15 protein-coding genes and 1 tRNA gene are annotated in these 15,398 nt (G+C 66.9%); 13 read left to right on the top strand and 3 right to left on the bottom strand.

All coding sequences use genetic code 11. The features are described from left to right. Positions 1 to 60: 60 nt before the first annotated feature. The 3 genes from GGR33_RS02650 (at position 61) to GGR33_RS02640 (ending at position 2,292) form a co-directional block, all read left to right on the top strand. The gene (locus GGR33_RS02650; protein ID WP_183501811.1) at positions 61 to 462 is read left to right on the top strand and encodes a PTS sugar transporter subunit IIA; all 402 of its coding nucleotides are present in this window, start codon (positions 61 to 63) and stop codon (positions 460 to 462) included. A 147-nt stretch (positions 463 to 609) separates the two neighbouring features. Beyond that, on the top strand, positions 610 to 930 hold the full coding sequence (locus GGR33_RS02645) for an HPr family phosphocarrier protein (RefSeq protein WP_183501810.1): 321 nt from the start codon (positions 610 to 612) through the stop codon (positions 928 to 930). 135 nt (positions 931 to 1,065) lie between these two features. Next, positions 1,066 to 2,292, top strand: a complete 1,227-nt coding sequence (locus tag GGR33_RS02640) for an acyl-CoA dehydrogenase family protein (protein ID WP_183501809.1) — start codon at positions 1,066 to 1,068, stop codon at positions 2,290 to 2,292. A 9-nt stretch (positions 2,293 to 2,301) separates the two neighbouring features. Here the strand turns inward: GGR33_RS02640 and GGR33_RS02635 are convergent, their stop codons facing one another. Continuing rightward, a complete protein-coding gene (locus GGR33_RS02635; protein ID WP_183501808.1) occupies positions 2,302 to 2,496 on the bottom strand; it encodes a DUF2735 domain-containing protein in 195 nt (64 codons plus the stop codon). A gap of 359 nt (positions 2,497 to 2,855) precedes the next feature. On the opposite strand from GGR33_RS02635, the gene GGR33_RS02630 reads away from it, so the two are divergent. Further along, positions 2,856 to 3,767 (top strand): DUF3108 domain-containing protein, encoded by a 912-nt coding sequence (locus GGR33_RS02630; RefSeq protein ID WP_183502149.1) that lies wholly within the window; start codon positions 2,856 to 2,858, stop codon positions 3,765 to 3,767. Positions 3,768 to 3,959: 192 nt separating this feature from the next. Here the strand turns inward: GGR33_RS02630 and GGR33_RS02625 are convergent, their stop codons facing one another. Then, a complete protein-coding gene (locus GGR33_RS02625; RefSeq protein WP_183501807.1) occupies positions 3,960 to 4,685 on the bottom strand; it encodes an SDR family oxidoreductase in 726 nt (241 codons plus the stop codon). Positions 4,686 to 4,890: 205 nt separating this feature from the next. On the opposite strand from GGR33_RS02625, the gene GGR33_RS02620 reads away from it, so the two are divergent. The 7 genes from GGR33_RS02620 (at position 4,891) to GGR33_RS02590 (ending at position 12,982) form a co-directional block, all read left to right on the top strand. After that, positions 4,891 to 5,730 carry an AraC family transcriptional regulator gene (locus tag GGR33_RS02620; protein ID WP_246412737.1) on the top strand — a complete coding sequence of 280 codons (840 nt, stop codon included), beginning with the start codon at positions 4,891 to 4,893 and terminating at the stop codon, positions 5,728 to 5,730. Between the two features lie 582 nt (positions 5,731 to 6,312). Beyond that, positions 6,313 to 9,624 (top strand): helicase-related protein, encoded by a 3,312-nt coding sequence (locus tag GGR33_RS02615; protein WP_183501805.1) that lies wholly within the window; start codon positions 6,313 to 6,315, stop codon positions 9,622 to 9,624. 42 nt (positions 9,625 to 9,666) lie between these two features. After that, the gene (locus GGR33_RS02610) at positions 9,667 to 9,957 is read left to right on the top strand and encodes an RNA-binding S4 domain-containing protein (RefSeq protein WP_183501804.1); all 291 of its coding nucleotides are present in this window, start codon (positions 9,667 to 9,669) and stop codon (positions 9,955 to 9,957) included. A gap of 233 nt (positions 9,958 to 10,190) precedes the next feature. Beyond that, on the top strand, positions 10,191 to 10,529 hold the full coding sequence (fdxA, locus tag GGR33_RS02605; protein ID WP_183501803.1) for a ferredoxin FdxA: 339 nt from the start codon (positions 10,191 to 10,193) through the stop codon (positions 10,527 to 10,529). Positions 10,530 to 10,949: 420 nt separating this feature from the next. Beyond that, positions 10,950 to 11,540: a CarD family transcriptional regulator gene (locus tag GGR33_RS02600; protein WP_183501802.1), complete on the top strand. Its 591-nt coding sequence runs from the start codon at positions 10,950 to 10,952 to the stop codon at positions 11,538 to 11,540. A 249-nt stretch (positions 11,541 to 11,789) separates the two neighbouring features. After that, positions 11,790 to 12,662 (top strand): RNA polymerase factor sigma-32, encoded by an 873-nt coding sequence (locus tag GGR33_RS02595; RefSeq protein ID WP_183501801.1) that lies wholly within the window; start codon positions 11,790 to 11,792, stop codon positions 12,660 to 12,662. 158 nt (positions 12,663 to 12,820) lie between these two features. After that, entirely contained in the window at positions 12,821 to 12,982 is a 162-nt protein-coding gene (locus tag GGR33_RS02590; protein ID WP_183501800.1) for a hypothetical protein, read from the top strand. A gap of 18 nt (positions 12,983 to 13,000) precedes the next feature. Here the strand turns inward: GGR33_RS02590 and GGR33_RS02585 are convergent, their stop codons facing one another. Then, positions 13,001 to 13,963 (bottom strand): LysR family transcriptional regulator, encoded by a 963-nt coding sequence (locus GGR33_RS02585; protein WP_246412817.1) that lies wholly within the window; start codon positions 13,961 to 13,963, stop codon positions 13,001 to 13,003. A 486-nt stretch (positions 13,964 to 14,449) separates the two neighbouring features. Here GGR33_RS02585 and GGR33_RS02580 point away from each other — a divergent pair, with 486 nt between their 5' ends. Together GGR33_RS02580 and GGR33_RS02575 are read left to right on the top strand one after the other, a co-directional pair. After that, positions 14,450 to 15,199: a 4'-phosphopantetheinyl transferase family protein gene (locus GGR33_RS02580; RefSeq protein WP_183501798.1), complete on the top strand. Its 750-nt coding sequence runs from the start codon at positions 14,450 to 14,452 to the stop codon at positions 15,197 to 15,199. A 94-nt stretch (positions 15,200 to 15,293) separates the two neighbouring features. Further along, positions 15,294 to 15,370: transfer RNA gene (locus tag GGR33_RS02575), tRNA-Pro, on the top strand. The last annotated feature ends 28 nt before the right edge of the window (positions 15,371 to 15,398 follow it).

Genomic DNA, 15,398 nt, shown 5'->3' with positions numbered 1-15,398 from the left:
GCTGTATCTTGCGCTGCACAACTCGGCGACGCCGCTCGGACGGCGTCGGAAAGCGCTTCCATGATCGGAATGGTGCTCGTCACCCATGGGCTGTTGGCCACCGAGTTCAAGGCCGCGCTGGAGCACGTCGTCGGCCCGCAGGAGCAGATCGAGACGATCACGATCGGCCCCGAGGACGACATGGAGCTGCGGCGGCGCGACATCATGGCCGCGGTCAGCCGGGTGAATACCGGTGCCGGCGTCGTGGTGCTCACCGACATGTTCGGCGGAACGCCCTCCAACCTCGCCCTGTCTTGTATGAACGGCGGCCAGGTCGAAGTGGTCGCCGGAATCAATCTGCCGATGCTCATCAAGCTCGCCAGCGTGCGCGACGAGGAGAGCCTGAGCGACGCGGTGCTCCACGCCCAGGAAGCAGGCCGCAAATACATCAACGTCGCCTCACGGGTCCTCGCCGGAAAGTAGCCGGCCGCCGCCCGGTTTTGCGCCCCGCGCAATCAGTCTTCGCATCCTGTCGGTCGCCGTTCAGCTTGAGCGCTCTATCTGCGCTCTGGCCTCCCGCACGCGTGGGGCCTTTCCGGTCCGGCCGCTTTCCAGGACGACGCCACGGCGATGAGCGACAGTTTCAGCACGGATGACGAGGCGCCGGAGATTCCCGAGGGCGGCCTCCTCCGTTCTTTGCCGATCATCAACAAGCGCGGCCTGCATGCCCGCGCCTCGGCGAAGTTCGTGCAGATGGTCGAGCGCTACTCGAGCACGATCACCGTGACCCGTGCCGGAGAGACGGTCGGCGGGCGCTCGATCATGGGCCTGCTGACGCTGGGCGCCGCGCAGGGCACGTCGATCTACGTCACGGCGGTCGGCGAGGATGCGCAAGCCGCGCTCGACGCGATCGAGGAGTTGCTAGCGACCCGGTTCGGCGAAGACGAGTGAGCGGCCAGCCATAGCCAACCTGATCCAGGCATTGGTGATTCCGCCTCCGCAACCGTCGGCGGGCGAGCGGGTTATAGCCCGACACGGTCGCGCTTCCTGCGAGGCCGTTCGTCAGGTGATCGGACCCGGAACCCCATGCCGAAGCAGGACCGCCATCAGCCACGGCCGCCCGAACTGCTCTCGCCGTGGCGGAACGAGACGCGCGTCAGGCTCCAGCACGAGGCCCGCGCCTTCGCCCGCGACGTCGTCTTGCCGATCGCCGACGAACTCGATCCGCAGAAGGGCGAGATGCCCCGCTCGCTCATCGATGCGATGGCACGGAAGGGCTGGTTCGGCATCACCATCCCCGCCGAATACGGCGGCATGGGCCTCGGCGTCTTCGAGTACTGCCTGATCTCGGAGGAGCTGTCCCGCGCGTGGCTTTCCGTTGGCTCGATCCTGGCCCGCGGCCAGGGTCTCGGCACTCAGACCCTCGATGACGACCGTAAGCGCGAATTGCTGCGCAAGTCGGCTCGGGGCGAGTGGATCGGCTCGATCTCGCTCTCAGAGCCGACCGCAGGCTCTGATCTCGCCGGCGTCCAGACCCGCGCCGTACGAGATGGCGACGCGTGGGTGCTCACCGGCACCAAGCGCTGGGCCGGCTTCGCCAAGGCGGCCGACTTCATCGAGGTGCTTGCCCGTACCCGCGATCCGGAGCCCGGCGAGTCCCGCTCGGCGGGACTGGAGCCGTTCCTCGTCATCAAGAAACCCGGTACCTTCCCGAACGGCATCACCGGCAAGGTGATCGACAAGATCGGCTATCACGGCTTCCTCACCTTCGAGCTGGAGCTCGACGGCGTACGCGTGCCCGAGAGCGACCGGCTCACCGGGCTCTACGGCGACGAGGGTGCAGATGCCGATTCCGGCGGCTTCGCCTCGGTGCAGCGTGGACTCAACATCGCCCGCGTGCACACGGCCGCACGCGCCGTGGCGGTGGCGCGCGCCGCCGTCGAGGACACCCAGGCCTACCTGCAGGAGCGCGAGCAGTTCGGGCACCCGATCGGCGACTTCCAGGCGCTGCGCTTCGCGCTGGCCGACATGGCGGCCGAGGTCGCGCAGGCCCGTGCCTTCTGGCAGCAGGCGGCGCATCTGCTCGATGAGGGGGAACCGGCGGAGAGCGGCTGCGCGATGGTGAAGCTGCTCGCGACGGAGATGGCCGTGCGCGTCACCAACCAGGCGATGCAGCTCCATGGCGGCAACGGCTACACGACCGAGCGGCGCGTCGAGCGCTATTGGCGGGATGCGCGGCTAACGACGATCTTCGAGGGGACGAGCGAGATCCAGCGCCGCATCATCAGCGACAGGATGCTGCCGCGGGCGTAAGCGCCGGGCTCACGACTTGCGCGCGCGATCCTCTGCGATCGCGGCGTCGTGATACGAGCCGCTTCCGAAGTCGCACAGCGCAATCCGTGAGGGCATCAGCTCGATCACAGGCGCAATCTGATCGCGCTGGAGCGGCTGGCCTGCGCGCGCACGCGGCACGAACTGATAGATCCGGGCCGATTCCTGGTAGCTGGTCACGGACATCGCATTGCCTCTGCTTGTGCGATCCTACGATTACTAACCTTCAATTCGATGTTCGTATCAGACGTTTCAAGTCGTTAACATCATCTTAACGATAAAAAGGCGCCGAATGCTTTCAATATGTGCATGCTGAATTTCAGCTCATTCGTGAGCAACTGCGGCAAGCATGCCGAAACTTTGGACGCGCTGAACGAGCAGGCAGCAGGCTGGATAGGCCGAGCGGCTTTTGGCGGGTGTGCCCTCGTGGCGACTTCACGCCGGAGAACCGTCTGTTAACCATGAGGCTGGACGATGGGTCCGTAATGATGCGTCCAGCGCCGTCATCGGTCGCGCGCTGTTCTGAGGACATCCCAGTCGTGACCATGTGCGCCCTGCCCGCCCCGCGCGCCGCCCTCATCTCGGCCGCCCTCCTGTGCGGTCTCGCCGGCGGCAGCGCCGAGGCCCGGCCGAGGGCAGCCAAGGTTCCGCCCGGTGGAACGGGCGTCGTGGTCGATTACGGCGTGAATCTCGCCGGCTTCCCGATCGGGACCGCGCAGCTCTCCGGCGCCTTCCAGGGCAGCCGCTACAGCATGGACGTCTCCGCGCAGCTGACCGGTCTCGTCGGCGCCGTGACCGGCGGCCAGGGATCGGCCCGCGCTTCGGGCGCCCTCGCCGACAAGCCGCTGCCGAACGCCTTCTCCATCGCGACGCGGACAACGAATTCGGGCATCGCCGTGCGCATGGCGCTCGCCAACGGCAACGTTTCGCGCGCCGAGGTCATCCCGCCGCTGCCCGACATGGGCGACCGCGTGCCGGTGACGGCCGCCGCCAAGCGAGGCATCGTCGATCCGGCCAGCGCCCTACTGATGCCGGCGCAGAGCCGTGGCGAACTGACCGATCCGGCCAATTGCAACCGCACCCTGCCAGTCTTCGACGGCGCCACCCGCTTCAACGTGGTGCTGAGCTATGCCGAGACCCGCCAGGTCGAGAAGCCCGGCTATAGCGGCCCGGTCCTGGTCTGCAACGCCCGCTACGTGGCGATCGGCGGTCACCGGCCCGATCGGCCCGGCGTGAAGTTCATGGAAGACAACCGCGACATGTCGGTCTGGCTCGCGCCGGTCGAGGGCTCGCGCGTGCTCGTGCCGATGCGCATCTCGGTGCGCACCACGGTCGGCACCAACATTATCGAAGCAACCCGCTTCACCCGCTCCGGCGGCGCCCCGACCGGGACCGCCGGCCGCACGCAGGCCGCGCCGGAAGGCGCAATGGTCCAGGCGAGCCTCGCTGGCCAGTAATCAAGGCGTCCCGGTGCGCAAACCGGACGGCATAGCAGAGCCGGGCCATTCGGCGCGCGTTTTGCGGCCTTATGCTTCGGCACCGCGAGACCAGACCGCCATCCTGACGGTCGAGTTGCCCGCACCGGTTTCCAGGCAAACGTTGCCCTGTGCCTGGAAACTTCGCGGATCGAGTACTTCGATCTGAACGGACTACATGCCGGCGGCAGTCGGGCGCACGATCACTTCGTTGACGTCCACGCCCTCCGGCTGCTCCAGCGCGTAGCGGATTGCGCGAGCGATGGCGTCCGGGGTCAGCGACTTCTGCCGCCAGACCCTCAATCCGGCCGCGACCTCCGCGTCGGTGATGTCGTTGCCGAGTTCGGTCGCAACGACGCCGGGCGAGATGATCGTCGCGCGGACGTCGTCATGCTCCTGCCGGAGACCCTCGGTGATCGCCCAGACCGCATATTTCGTGCCGCAATAGACGGCCGCCGAAGGCACCACGAGATGCGCGCCGATCGAGGCGACGTTCACGACATGACCCGACTTCTGCGCGATGAACCGCGGCAGCACGGCGGCGATGCCGTTGAGGACGCCGTAGATGTTCACGTCGATCATCCTGGTCCACTCGTCGCGCTTCAGTGCGGCGAGGAGCGAGAGTGGCATCACACCCGCATTGTTCACGAGCGCATCGATCCGGCCGAACCGCGCCGCCGCTGCGTCCGCGAAGGCCTCGAAGGCGTCTGCCCGCGTGACGTCGAGTTCGCTCCACGCGACGTGATCGCCGAGTTCCTCGGCTAGCGCCTTGAGCCGGTCGGCCCGGCGTGCGCCGATGAAAAGCCGCGCGCCCTCTTTGGCCAGTTCGCGCACGGTCGCTTCGCCGATGCCGCTGGACGCGCCGGTGATGAGGATGGTCTTGTCGCTGACGCCCGTCATGATGGGTCCTTCCCGTTGCGGATCACGGGGCGGACCATGCGGCGGAGGCGGATCGCGCCGTTAGAGCGATCGCCCGAAGGCTTTGTACGATACTCCGAAAGCGGTCGTCACGCTTGCGGCGCCTGGAGGGCGCGTCGACAACGCTGTCATGGACAGAACTGGGGAACTCGCCGCGCTCATCCTGCGTCATGGCCCCGAGGAGGGCTTGGCCGGCACGGTCATGCGCCGCCTGCAGCTGATCCGCGCAAACGGGCCGACCATGCCGATCCCCTCGGTTTACGAGGCTTCGCTTTGCCTGATCGCCCAGGGATCGAAACGCGTTTCGCTCGCCGGCCGTAGCGTGACCTACGACCCCTACAGCTATCTGCTGGTCTCTTTAGACCTGCCGCTCGTCGGTCATATCCTCGAGGCGAGCCCCGACGCGCCGTATCTCTGCGCGAAGATCGACATCGATCACGGCGCACTCGCCGAGCTGATTATGGCCGAGGGCACCGCCGCCCCGCGGGCGGACCTGCCGGCTCTCGCCGTCTATCCGAGCGACCCGGACCTGGTTGATGCTGCCTGCCGTCTCGTAGCTCTGTTGGACCAGCCCGCAAGCATTCCGGTCCTCGCACCCTTGGTCGAGCGCGAGATTCTGTACCGTCTGCTGACAGGTCCGCACGGCCCGTCCCTACGCCAGATGGCGGTGGTCGATAGCCGCATCAGTCAGGTGGGCCGCGCCATCGCGAAGATCCGCGGCGAGTTCAGCGAGCAGCTTCGCGTCGACGAGATCGCCGCGGCGGCGGGGATGAGCGCCTCCTCCCTGCACGAGCATTTCAAGTCGGTCACGCGGATGACGCCGCTGGAATATCAGAAGCAGCTCCGCCTGCAGGAGGCGCGGCGGCTGATGCTCGCGCAGGGCATGAGCGCCGGCAATGCAGGCTTTGCCGTCGGCTATGACAGCCCCTCTCAGTTCAGCCGGGAATACCACCGGCTGTTCGGCGCGCCACCAAGGCGCGACATCGAGCGTCTGCAGGCATCGCCAGCCTATGCTGGGCCTCTCTAGGGCAGACGGCTTGCAGGCATTGGGGCCCGCACGGAAACGTCATCAAGTCACTGTCTGAACTATACTTCTCCCGATGAGCTGACGATCGCGCCGTCTGTGCGAATCGACCCAGGATTGCTTCGCCGAGCTTGCGACGACGACAGGAGCAGAATCTTCACGTTTTCCGCGTGTGATGATCGGATGCGCCGGACAACTCTCCTCGTCGCGACCCTCCTCCTCGCCTGCCCCGCTTCGGCTAGCGAGTTGAGCGCGGGCACACCGGATTGCGGAGGCGACGCTTTCTCCTCGGTCCAGGTCATCGAGCACCGGCCACCCCGGCGCGGGCCTCTGACCGCGGTGCCGGACACGCTCTGCGCCGACATCACGCCGCAGCAGCCTCCGGCCAGGATCGACATTTACGCAAACCCGATCATCGCGCCGCAGGTTGGCTCCGGGCCCGGTTCGGCCCCATATGGTACCCGGCAGCCGCTCGTCGGAGGCCCGCCGCAGCCGCGTTATCCGTAGAGATTTCGCCGGCTACGGGTTCACCGGCGCGGCCTTCGCGCATCGACGTCCCCCGTCGAAGGGACCGCCGACCACAGGATGAACTTTCACTCGCTCTCCCCGCAGGCACGCTCCCGCGGCGCCACGGCGGTGCTCGGCCCGACCAATACCGGCAAGACCCATCTCGCCATTGAGCGGATGCTCGCGCATCCGACCGGCATGATCGGCCTGCCGCTGCGGCTGCTCGCCCGCGAGGTCTATCTGCGCGTCGTGGCGCGGGTCGGCGTGGAGAAGGTCGCCCTCGTCACCGGTGAGGAGAAGATCAAGCCGGACCGGCCGCGCTATTGGATCTGCACCATCGAGGCGATGCCGCGCGACCTCGACGTGGCCTTCGTGGCGATCGACGAGATCCAGCTCGCTGCCGACATGGATCGCGGCCACGTCTTCACCGACCGCCTGCTCTACCGGCGCGGCCGCGAAGAGACGCTGCTGATCGGCTCCTCCACCATGCAGCCGTTGGTGCAAGCGCTGATTCCCGGCGTCCACGTCACCACGCGCCCCCGCCTGTCCACCCTGAGCTTCGCCGGCGAGAAGAAGATCTCGCGACTGCCGCGCCGCACGGCGATCGTCGCCTTCTCGGCCGAGGAGGTCTACGCCATTGCCGAGCTGATCCGCCGCCAGCGCGGCGGAGCGGCGGTGGTTCTCGGAGCGCTCTCGCCCCGGACGCGCAACGCGCAGGTCGAGCTCTACCAGTCGGGCGAGGTCGACTACCTCGTCGCCACCGACGCCGTCGGCATGGGTCTCAATCTCGACGTCGACCACGTCGCCTTCGCGGCCACCTGGAAATACGACGGCACCCGCTTCCGGAAGCTAACGGCGGCCGAGATGGGACAGATCGCGGGACGCGCGGGACGCCACCTCTCCGACGGCACCTTCGGCTCGACGGGACGCTGCAAGCCTTTTGAACCGGAGATGGTCGAGGCGCTGGAGAACCACCAGTTCGATCCCGTGCGCATCCTGCAATGGCGCAATCCGGACTTGAACTTCAGTTCGCTCGACGCCCTGCAGAAGAGTCTTGACGAGCATCCCCACGAGGGGGGCCTGACCCGTGCGCCGATCGGCGAGGACCAGGCCTCCTTCGAGATCCTGTCGCGCGAGGACGACATCCGCGATCTCGCTCAGGGGAAGGCGGCCGTGCAGAGGCTCTGGGATACCTGCGGCGTGCCGGATTACCGCAAGGTGCATCCCCAGACCCACGCGGATCTCGTCGCCCAGCTCTACCGCTTCCTCATGCGCGGCATGGCCGGACGCATCCCGAACGACTGGTTCGCCAAGCATGTCGCGATGATCGACCGAACCGACGGCGACATCGACGCGCTGTCCCAGCGGATCGCGCAGGGACGCACCTGGACGTTCGTCGCGAACCGCCCGGATTGGCTCATCGACCCCCTGCATTGGCAGGGCGAGACTCGTCGGGTAGAGGACAGGCTGTCGGATGCCCTGCACGAGCGCCTCGCGAGCCGCTTCGTCGACCGGCGTACCAGCGTCCTGATGCGGCGCTTACGAGAGAACGCGATGCTCGAAGCTGAGATCACTCCCGGCGGTGACGTCACCGTCGAGGGTCAACATGTCGGTCACCTCCACGGCTTTCAGTTCGTCCCCGATGCGAATGCGGAAGGGCAAGAGGCCAAGACCCTGCGTAGCGCGGCCGAAAAGGCGCTCGGCGGAGAGATCGAGGCCCGGGCCGAAAGGTTCTCGGCTGCAGCCGATTCCGCCCTGGTGCTCTCGCATGACGGCATCATCCGCTGGACGGGCGATCCGGTGGCCAAGCTCACTCCCGGCGACAAGCTGTTCGAGCCGGGCCTGCGCCTGATCGCCGATGACGGCCTGACCGGGCCGCACCGCGAGAAGGTCGAGGGCCGCCTCACCGCATGGCTCAAGGCCTATGTGGTGCGGCTGCTCGGGCCGCTGATGGAGATCGAGTCGGCCGCCGACCTCACGGGCCTGTCCCGCGGCATCGGCTATCAGGTCGTCGAAGCGCTCGGCGTCCTCGAGCGGGCCAAAGTCGCGCACGAGATGCGCACGCTCGACCAGGACGGCCGAGCCAACCTGCGCCGCCACGGCGTCCGCTTCGGCGCCTACCACATCTTTTTGCCGGCTCTCTTGAAGCCGGCCCCGCGTACGCTGGCAGCCCAGCTCTGGGCCCTGCGCAACGGCGGCCTCGACCAGCGCGGGCTCGACGAGATCGCGCATCTCGCCGGCTCCGGCCGCACCTCGATCAAAGTTGACCAGGAAATCGCCAAAGGCCTGTATCGCGCTGCCGGCTTCCGGGTCTGCGGCGAGCGGGCCGTGCGCGTGGACATCCTGGAACGCCTCGCCGACCTCATCCGCCCAGCCATCGCCTACCGCCCCGGCACCACGCCCGGTGAGCCACCTCCCGGCACCGCCGACGGCGACGGCTTCACGGCGACGGTCAACATGACCTCGCTGGTCGGTTGTTCGGGCGAGGATTTCGCCTCGATCCTAAAGTCGCTCGGCTACGCCTCGGAGACGCGCGAGGGGCCGGCCATCACCGTTCCGCTGGTTCCCGCCGCCGCAACGACGCCTGCTGCGCCGGTGCAGCAGGCTGCCGGCACCGATGCCGTCGTCTCAGATGGGGCTGAGGAGACCGGCAACGAAGAGACCGTCAACGAGGCGGCCGAGTTGAGCGCGGAGCCCTCCGCATCCTCCGAGGCCGAGGCCGCAGACGCGCCCACGACCGGGCCGGTCGCCGAGACCGCCGTGGAAGCCGCCCCGACCGCCGCCGAGCCCGAAGCCCAGGCCGAGACGCCCGAGGCGGTGTCCTCCGAGGAGCCCACCGCGGAACCCGAGGCTGCGGAGCCTGCTGCCGAGCAGACGTCCGAAATCGCCGCGGTCCAGGCCGCGTCTCCCGAGCCGGATGCGACGGCCGAGGCCGCTCCCGTCGATGCGTCGGCTGAGGCCGTCGCCCCTGCCGAACCGGCTCCTGTCGAGACGACCGAGGTCTGGCGGCTCCAGCGCCATCAGCGTCCCGCTGGTCAGCGGCCCAACCGCGGCCCGCGCGGCGATGCACGCCCAGGCGAACCGCGATCCGGCGAGGCCCGTCAGGACGACGGGCGCCGCGATGGCGGCCGTCCGGAAGGTGGCCGGCGCGACGACCGCAACCGCCGTGGTGGCGATCGCCCCGAGGGCGGACGCGAGCGTTTCGAGGGTGGGCCGCGCCGCGAGCAGCGGGGCCGTCCGGATCGCCGGCCCGATCAGGCGCGCGACGACGTCCGCAAGGCGGAGGCTCGGCCGCCGCGCCGCGAGCGACAGCCCGACCCGGACTCGCCTTTCGCCAAGCTCGCCGCCCTCAAGGCGCAGCTCGAATCCGGCGACGGCAGCAAAAGCTGAGCGGAGAAGGGTGGGGATGAGCGTGACGGCGCAAGGCCTCGCTTGAATCCCGGCCGCCAGCGCCTCGACAAGTGGCTCTGGTTCGCGCGCTTCGCCAAGACGCGCTCCCTCGCCGCACGGCTGGTCACGGACGGGCATGTGCGGATCAACGGCAAGCGGGCTGAGGCGGCATCCAAAGGCATCGCGGTCGGCGACGTCCTTACGGTCGCCGCGGCCCACGGCACCGCGCTGATCCGCGTCCGTGGTCTCGGCGAACGCCGCGGCCCGGCGCCGGAGGCGCGTCTTCTCTACGAGGAAGTCGATCGACAATCCGAGGAGCCGACAGCCTCTTGAGTGGGACGGTCTGCGGCATGGCCGCCGCGCGACACCCCGTCGCCGAGCGTCGTCGCGCACTTCACATCGGCTTGTCAGTGCGGAAGGCAGGGTCTAAGGCGCACGGAGGCGTGCAGATCCCTTCGATCCTGCGCGTGATCCAACGGGAAACCGACGCTCGACGGGCCCTGCCAAGCTCGTCACCGCACGCGGCAGGACAGGCCCGAGAAAGCGTACCGAGGACCAAGCAGCCCATGACCTACGTCGTCACCGACAACTGCATCAAGTGCAAGTACATGGACTGCGTCGAGGTGTGCCCGGTGGACTGCTTCTACGAGGGCGAGAACATGCTCGTCATCCATCCGGACGAGTGCATCGATTGCGGTGTCTGCGAGCCGGAATGCCCGGCCGAGGCGATCAAGCCGGATACCGAGCCGAGCCTCGAGAGCTGGCTGACGTTGAACGCCAACTACGCCAAGAGCTGGCCCAACATCACCCAGAAGAAGGACGCTCCCGCCGACGCCAAGGAGTGGGACGGGGTGTCGAACAAGCTCGAAGAGCACTTCTCCGCCAACGCCGGCTCCGGCGACTGAGCGCCGCAGGCACGGGGAGCAGCCTCTCGCCGGGCCCAGATCGGGCATACGGCAGAAGAGGCCATGGCGATCGGCTGGCCGGCAAACCGCTTGTGCGGAGGCTTTGTCGTGCCGCGGCAATCCTTTGATTCGAGGCCTGGATTGTGGTAGACATATGTCTGCCGTCGCTCTCGCTTGACGTGCTCCCTCCGCCGCCTCCTTGCGGTTCCAGCTTTGGACAGAGGTTGCATGCGATCGCCCGCGGAAAGCTCTGTCGCTTTCCGTGGCGGTTCAGTTTTTGCGTGATTGCATGGCGAGCCCGGGAGCCGGCAAGGGCGTGAGACGCGCTTGGCGGTCGAGTGGTGTGAGCCGGGTGTCCCAACCCGGATGTGACCCTGCGCGGACGCGCATCCGCGCGCGATGATCTGGAGCCCTTCTCGCATGACCACAGCCAAGAAGACGACGCCCGCCGCCGGCCGTCAGGGCTTCAAGACCGGCGAGGCCGTCGTGTATCCCGCTCATGGCGTGGGCCGCATCACCGCGATCGAGGAGCAGGAGATCGCTGGCTACAAGCTCGAGCTGTTCGTCGTCTCCTTCGAGAAGGACAAGATGGTCCTGCGCGTCCCGACCGCGAAGGCCAACAGCGTCGGCATGCGCAAGCTCGCCGAGCCGGAGCTCGTCAAGAAGGCGCTCGACGTGCTGACCGGCCGCGCCCGCGTGAAGCGCACCATGTGGTCGCGCCGCGCCCAGGAATACGAGGCGAAGATCAATTCCGGCGACCTGATCTCGGTGACCGAGGTGGTGCGCGACCTGTACCGCTCCGAGGCTCAGCCCGAGCAGTCCTACAGCGAGCGCCAGCTCTACGAGGCGGCCCTCGACCGGATCGTGCGCGAGATCTCCTCGGTGAACAAGATCACTGAGACCGAGGCGCTAAAGCTCATCGAGCAGAGCCTCGCCAAGTCCCCTCGCCGCGCCAAGGCCGATGCCGAGGGCGAAGCCGAGAGCGACGACGTCCAGGAGGAGGCGGCCTGATCAGCCTCCCCTCTCGACGACCCGATATTTCGAAACCCGGCGCCGATGCGCCGGGTTTTTTCGTTTGGGAGAGCCATTCGGCCCGCTCTTGAAAATCGCCCGGTCCGTTCCACCTTGCAGCGCGAAAAGTGCGGAACAACGTGGGACGCGGGCGTGTTGTGGTTACGCCCAGCGAGGGGCCGCGCGACACGATCGGCCGCCGCGGCACCCCTGCTGCCATAAGACTTGGACCAGAAAGGCACGACGGGGATGGCGGAAATCGCAGGGATTCGGCGTCAGTTCATTCGGACCGCCATGGAGGCGCCGTTTCTCGCAAGGGACGAAGAACGCGGTCTCGCGGTGAGCTGGAAGGACAAAGGCGACGAGCGTGCCCTGCACCGCCTGATCTCGGCCCATATGCGCCTCGTCATCGCCCTGGCCGGCCGCTTCCGTCATTACGGCCTGCCGATGGCCGATCTCGTCCAGGAAGGCCACGTCGGCCTGATGGAGGCCGCCGCGCGGTTCGAGCCGGAACGTGAGGTTCGCTTCTCCACCTACGCCACTTGGTGGATTCGCGCCTCGATCCAGGACTACATCCTGCGCAACTGGTCGATCGTGCGCGGTGGGACCAGCTCCGCCCAGAAGGCCCTGTTCTTCAACCTTCGCCGCCTGCGCGCCCGGCTCATGCAATCGACCGAGGAGCAGGTGGGCTCGGAGATCCATAGCCGCATCGCCACGGCGATCGGTGTCTCCACCCAGGACGTCGCTCTCATGGATGCGCGGCTGTCGGGTCCCGACATGTCCCTCAACGCCCCGGTCGGCGAGGAGAGCGAGGCCTCCTCCGAGCGAATGGATTTCCTCGTGGACGGCGCCGCCCTGCCGGACGAGACCGTGACCGCCACGGTCGACGGCGAGCGCCGGCTGAACTGGCTGAAACAGGCCCTCACGGTGCTGTCGGAGCGCGAGCTGCGGATCCTGCGAGAGCGCCGTCTCGCCGAGGATCAGGCGACGCTTGAGGCTCTCGGGCACCGGCTCGGCATCTCGAAGGAGCGGGTGCGGCAGATCGAGAACCGGGCGCTGGAGAAGCTCCGCCGCGCTCTGGCGGACCGGTTCCCGAGCTCGGCGAACAACATCTACGCCTGAAACGCGATCTCTCATCAGCGGCGAGGAGCGGCGGAGCAGCGATGACTCCGCCGTCTCCGTTATCGAACTTCAGCCTGCTCTGGATACACGGCCGCCCGCGGAGGATGTCGGGTGAGGCGGGCGCCAAGCGTGCCGCTCGACAACCAGCAGGAGCCCCGGTGAAGGTAATCCCCACCCTGGCGATACTGACCCTGGTCCTCGCGGTTCTGACGCTCGTGGCCACATGCCACCACAGGCTCGCTCCGTGCCAGGCAGCGGCCTTGTTCTATGGGATGCTGGCCACCACCGAGCTGGCCTATCTCGCCGCGGCCGCCGTCTAGGCGACGGGCGCTCGCGGATCAGGAACGCACGGCGAAGATGGGCTGCGGCACATGCTCCTTGCGGGGATCGGCGGCAAAGCTATCGGGCACCGGAGTGCCACGAGCGACGGCGATGAGGATCGCGCTGAGACGCCGCGTGGCAAAATCGATGAAGGTGCGCGCCTTCGCGGGCAACAGCCTCGACGTGGTTACGATGTAGACGGGCGTGGGGGGCAGCCACCAATCCGGCAGCACGCGTTCCAGCTTACCGGAGATCAGATCGCGCTCGACGTTGATCAGGTTCGCCGAGGTGATGCCCTGCCCCGATACGGCGAACTGGCGCGCGAGGCTGAGGCTGTTGCAGGAGACCGGACCGTTCACGACGACGGTCGCCGTCTCGCCGCTGCGGGTCAGCACCCACTTGGCGCTGCTCCCCTGTGCCGGAAGGATCATGCGGTGCTGGGGCAGTTGCTGCGGATGCTCGGGTCGCCCTTGCGCGAGCAGGTAAGACCGCGAGGCGAATAACGCATTCTCGAGATCGCCGACCTTGCGTACGATCAGCGACGTCTCGCGCGGCTCCTCAATAGCGATGGAAAGATCGTAGTTGTCGCCCACTAGGTCGACGGGCGGGGGCTTGAGGTCGACATGGACCTGGATGTTCTCGTGCTCGCGAGAGAATTCCGAAATGATTCCCGAAAGATGGCGCAGGACCCAGAAATCCGGGGGAACCGCGATCTTCAGCTGGCCGCTCGGCCCTTTGGCCTGAGACACCATGTCGTCGAAGGTGCGCTGTGCTTCCTCGACCAGCCTAGTGGCCTGGCCGAGGTAGGCCTCACCATAGGACGTCAGGACGAGTTTTCTCGTAGTCCTGTCGAGAAGACGCAAACCGATGGCGGATTCGAATAACGTTATTCGTCTCGATAACGACGAGATGGGCATGCCGAGCGCTGCAGCCGCCTGGCTGAAACTCTTGCGCTTGGCGACCTCCACAAACAACGCCATATCTCTGAGAACTTGGGGATGTGGCATAATGATGTCTGCTCGTTATCTGAGGATTTAGTCGTCTTTCAGTGCAGCTATGGCCTCACTCATGAGGTACTTTATTTCAATAGATCATACTGCGAAGCAATCAATGTCGGCGTCCGCTTTCGGGACGATTTCGTTCGTGGAATCATTTTTCCGCTCATGAAAGGGAACGCGGCGGAATCGACATCAGATCCCAAAAAAAGCTGTGCGAGAAGGTGTTTTGTGTACCAAATAGCATATTGTCGTTTTCGGAGATGGCGGATCACGCCAATGCCCGAATCGAATGCCGCGACCGGCCAATGCTTAGGAAGCGATCAGGTGGCGATCATTCGCAAGATCTCAGCGCCTCTTATTCTTGACGCGAAATCAATTAAGCTTGCCTAATCTTTTGCAGCGATTCCGGCTTGACGGCCGAAGGCGTCTTCCAAACCGCTGCTCAGCTTGGCATCGAGGCCGATCGCGATGACGGCGGCCGAGTGGCCTACCGGCGAGCGGGGTCCTGTTCGGCAGCCGACGGTGTGGCATATCGATCTCACTCTCGACGAAGCCGGGCAACGGACGTGCCTTGCCGCGCTCTCGGACGACGAACGCGCCCGCGCCGCACGGTTCCTGCGCCTGGAAGACCGCGACCGCTACGCAGCGAGCCATGCGGCTTTGCGTCGGATTCTCGCCAGTGCCTTGGGTACCAACCCAGCCCTGCTTCGCTTTCGCTTGGGTCCCTCCGGCAAGCCGGAACTCGACGCGCCCTGGCGGGATCGTCTGGAGTTCAACCTATCGCATTCCGGGAGCGTCGGCTTGATCGGCCTGTCGCCGGCCGCGCGGATCGGCGTCGATGTCGAATGGATGCGTCCACTCCCCGACTGCCTGAGCCTCGCCCGCAGCCATTTCGCCCGCCCCGAGATTGCGGCACTGGAGGCTCTACCTTCGGCAGAGCGTCAGGCGGCCTTCTACGCCTGCTGGACGCGCAAGGAGGCCTTCGTGAAGGCCCTGGGCTCGGGCCTGTCCTTCCCGCTCGACGGCTTCGTCGTCGCGGTCCCGCCCGAGCCTCCCGCATTGGTTTCGATTGGCGGCTCGACTGGGGCGGCGTCGGCCTGGAGCCTGCAGCATCTGGATCTCGGGGCCGGTCATGTCGGCGCGGTAGCGATTGAGAGCGCGGGAGCGGCCTGTCTGTTCCGAAGCCTCGGAGCGGACTGGGCCAGCCGCCCGGCATGAGCGCCGAAAACCTTTTCCCAATGCGCTTGCCGGGGCCACGCCCCCCGGCTATAAGCCCGCTCGCTGGCCGAAAGCAGAGCTTTTGGCCGTGCTTCGGAGTGTAGCGCAGTCTGGTAGCGCACCACGTTCGGGACGTGGGGGTCGCAGGTTCAAATCCTGCCACTCCGACCAAGATATCAAAGACTTAGGCCGATGCCCG

This window comes from Methylobacterium brachythecii (assembly GCF_014196345.1).
GTDB lineage: Bacteria > Pseudomonadota > Alphaproteobacteria > Rhizobiales > Beijerinckiaceae > Methylobacterium > Methylobacterium brachythecii.
The sequence above is the reverse complement of the archived record's forward strand: the minus strand, read 5'-3'. Positions and strand labels throughout refer to the sequence as shown.

Coding starts and splice junctions, on each gene's coding strand:
- GGR33_RS02600 (WP_183501802.1), top strand. CDS start 10,950: ATGACCACAGCCAAGAAGACGACGCCCGCCGCCGGCCGTCAGGGCTTC.
- GGR33_RS02645 (WP_183501810.1), top strand. CDS start 610: ATGAGCGACAGTTTCAGCACGGATGACGAGGCGCCGGAGATTCCCGAG.
- GGR33_RS02585 (WP_246412817.1), bottom strand. CDS start 13,963: ATGGCGTTGTTTGTGGAGGTCGCCAAGCGCAAGAGTTTCAGCCAGGCG.
- GGR33_RS02595 (WP_183501801.1), top strand. CDS start 11,790: ATGGCGGAAATCGCAGGGATTCGGCGTCAGTTCATTCGGACCGCCATG.
- GGR33_RS02630 (WP_183502149.1), top strand. CDS start 2,856: ATGTGCGCCCTGCCCGCCCCGCGCGCCGCCCTCATCTCGGCCGCCCTC.
- GGR33_RS02635 (WP_183501808.1), bottom strand. CDS start 2,496: ATGTCCGTGACCAGCTACCAGGAATCGGCCCGGATCTATCAGTTCGTG.
- GGR33_RS02580 (WP_183501798.1), top strand. CDS start 14,450: ATGACGGCGGCCGAGTGGCCTACCGGCGAGCGGGGTCCTGTTCGGCAG.
- GGR33_RS02625 (WP_183501807.1), bottom strand. CDS start 4,685: ATGACGGGCGTCAGCGACAAGACCATCCTCATCACCGGCGCGTCCAGC.
- GGR33_RS02640 (WP_183501809.1), top strand. CDS start 1,066: ATGCCGAAGCAGGACCGCCATCAGCCACGGCCGCCCGAACTGCTCTCG.
- GGR33_RS02615 (WP_183501805.1), top strand. CDS start 6,313: ATGAACTTTCACTCGCTCTCCCCGCAGGCACGCTCCCGCGGCGCCACG.
- GGR33_RS02650 (WP_183501811.1), top strand. CDS start 61: ATGATCGGAATGGTGCTCGTCACCCATGGGCTGTTGGCCACCGAGTTC.
- fdxA (WP_183501803.1), top strand. CDS start 10,191: ATGACCTACGTCGTCACCGACAACTGCATCAAGTGCAAGTACATGGAC.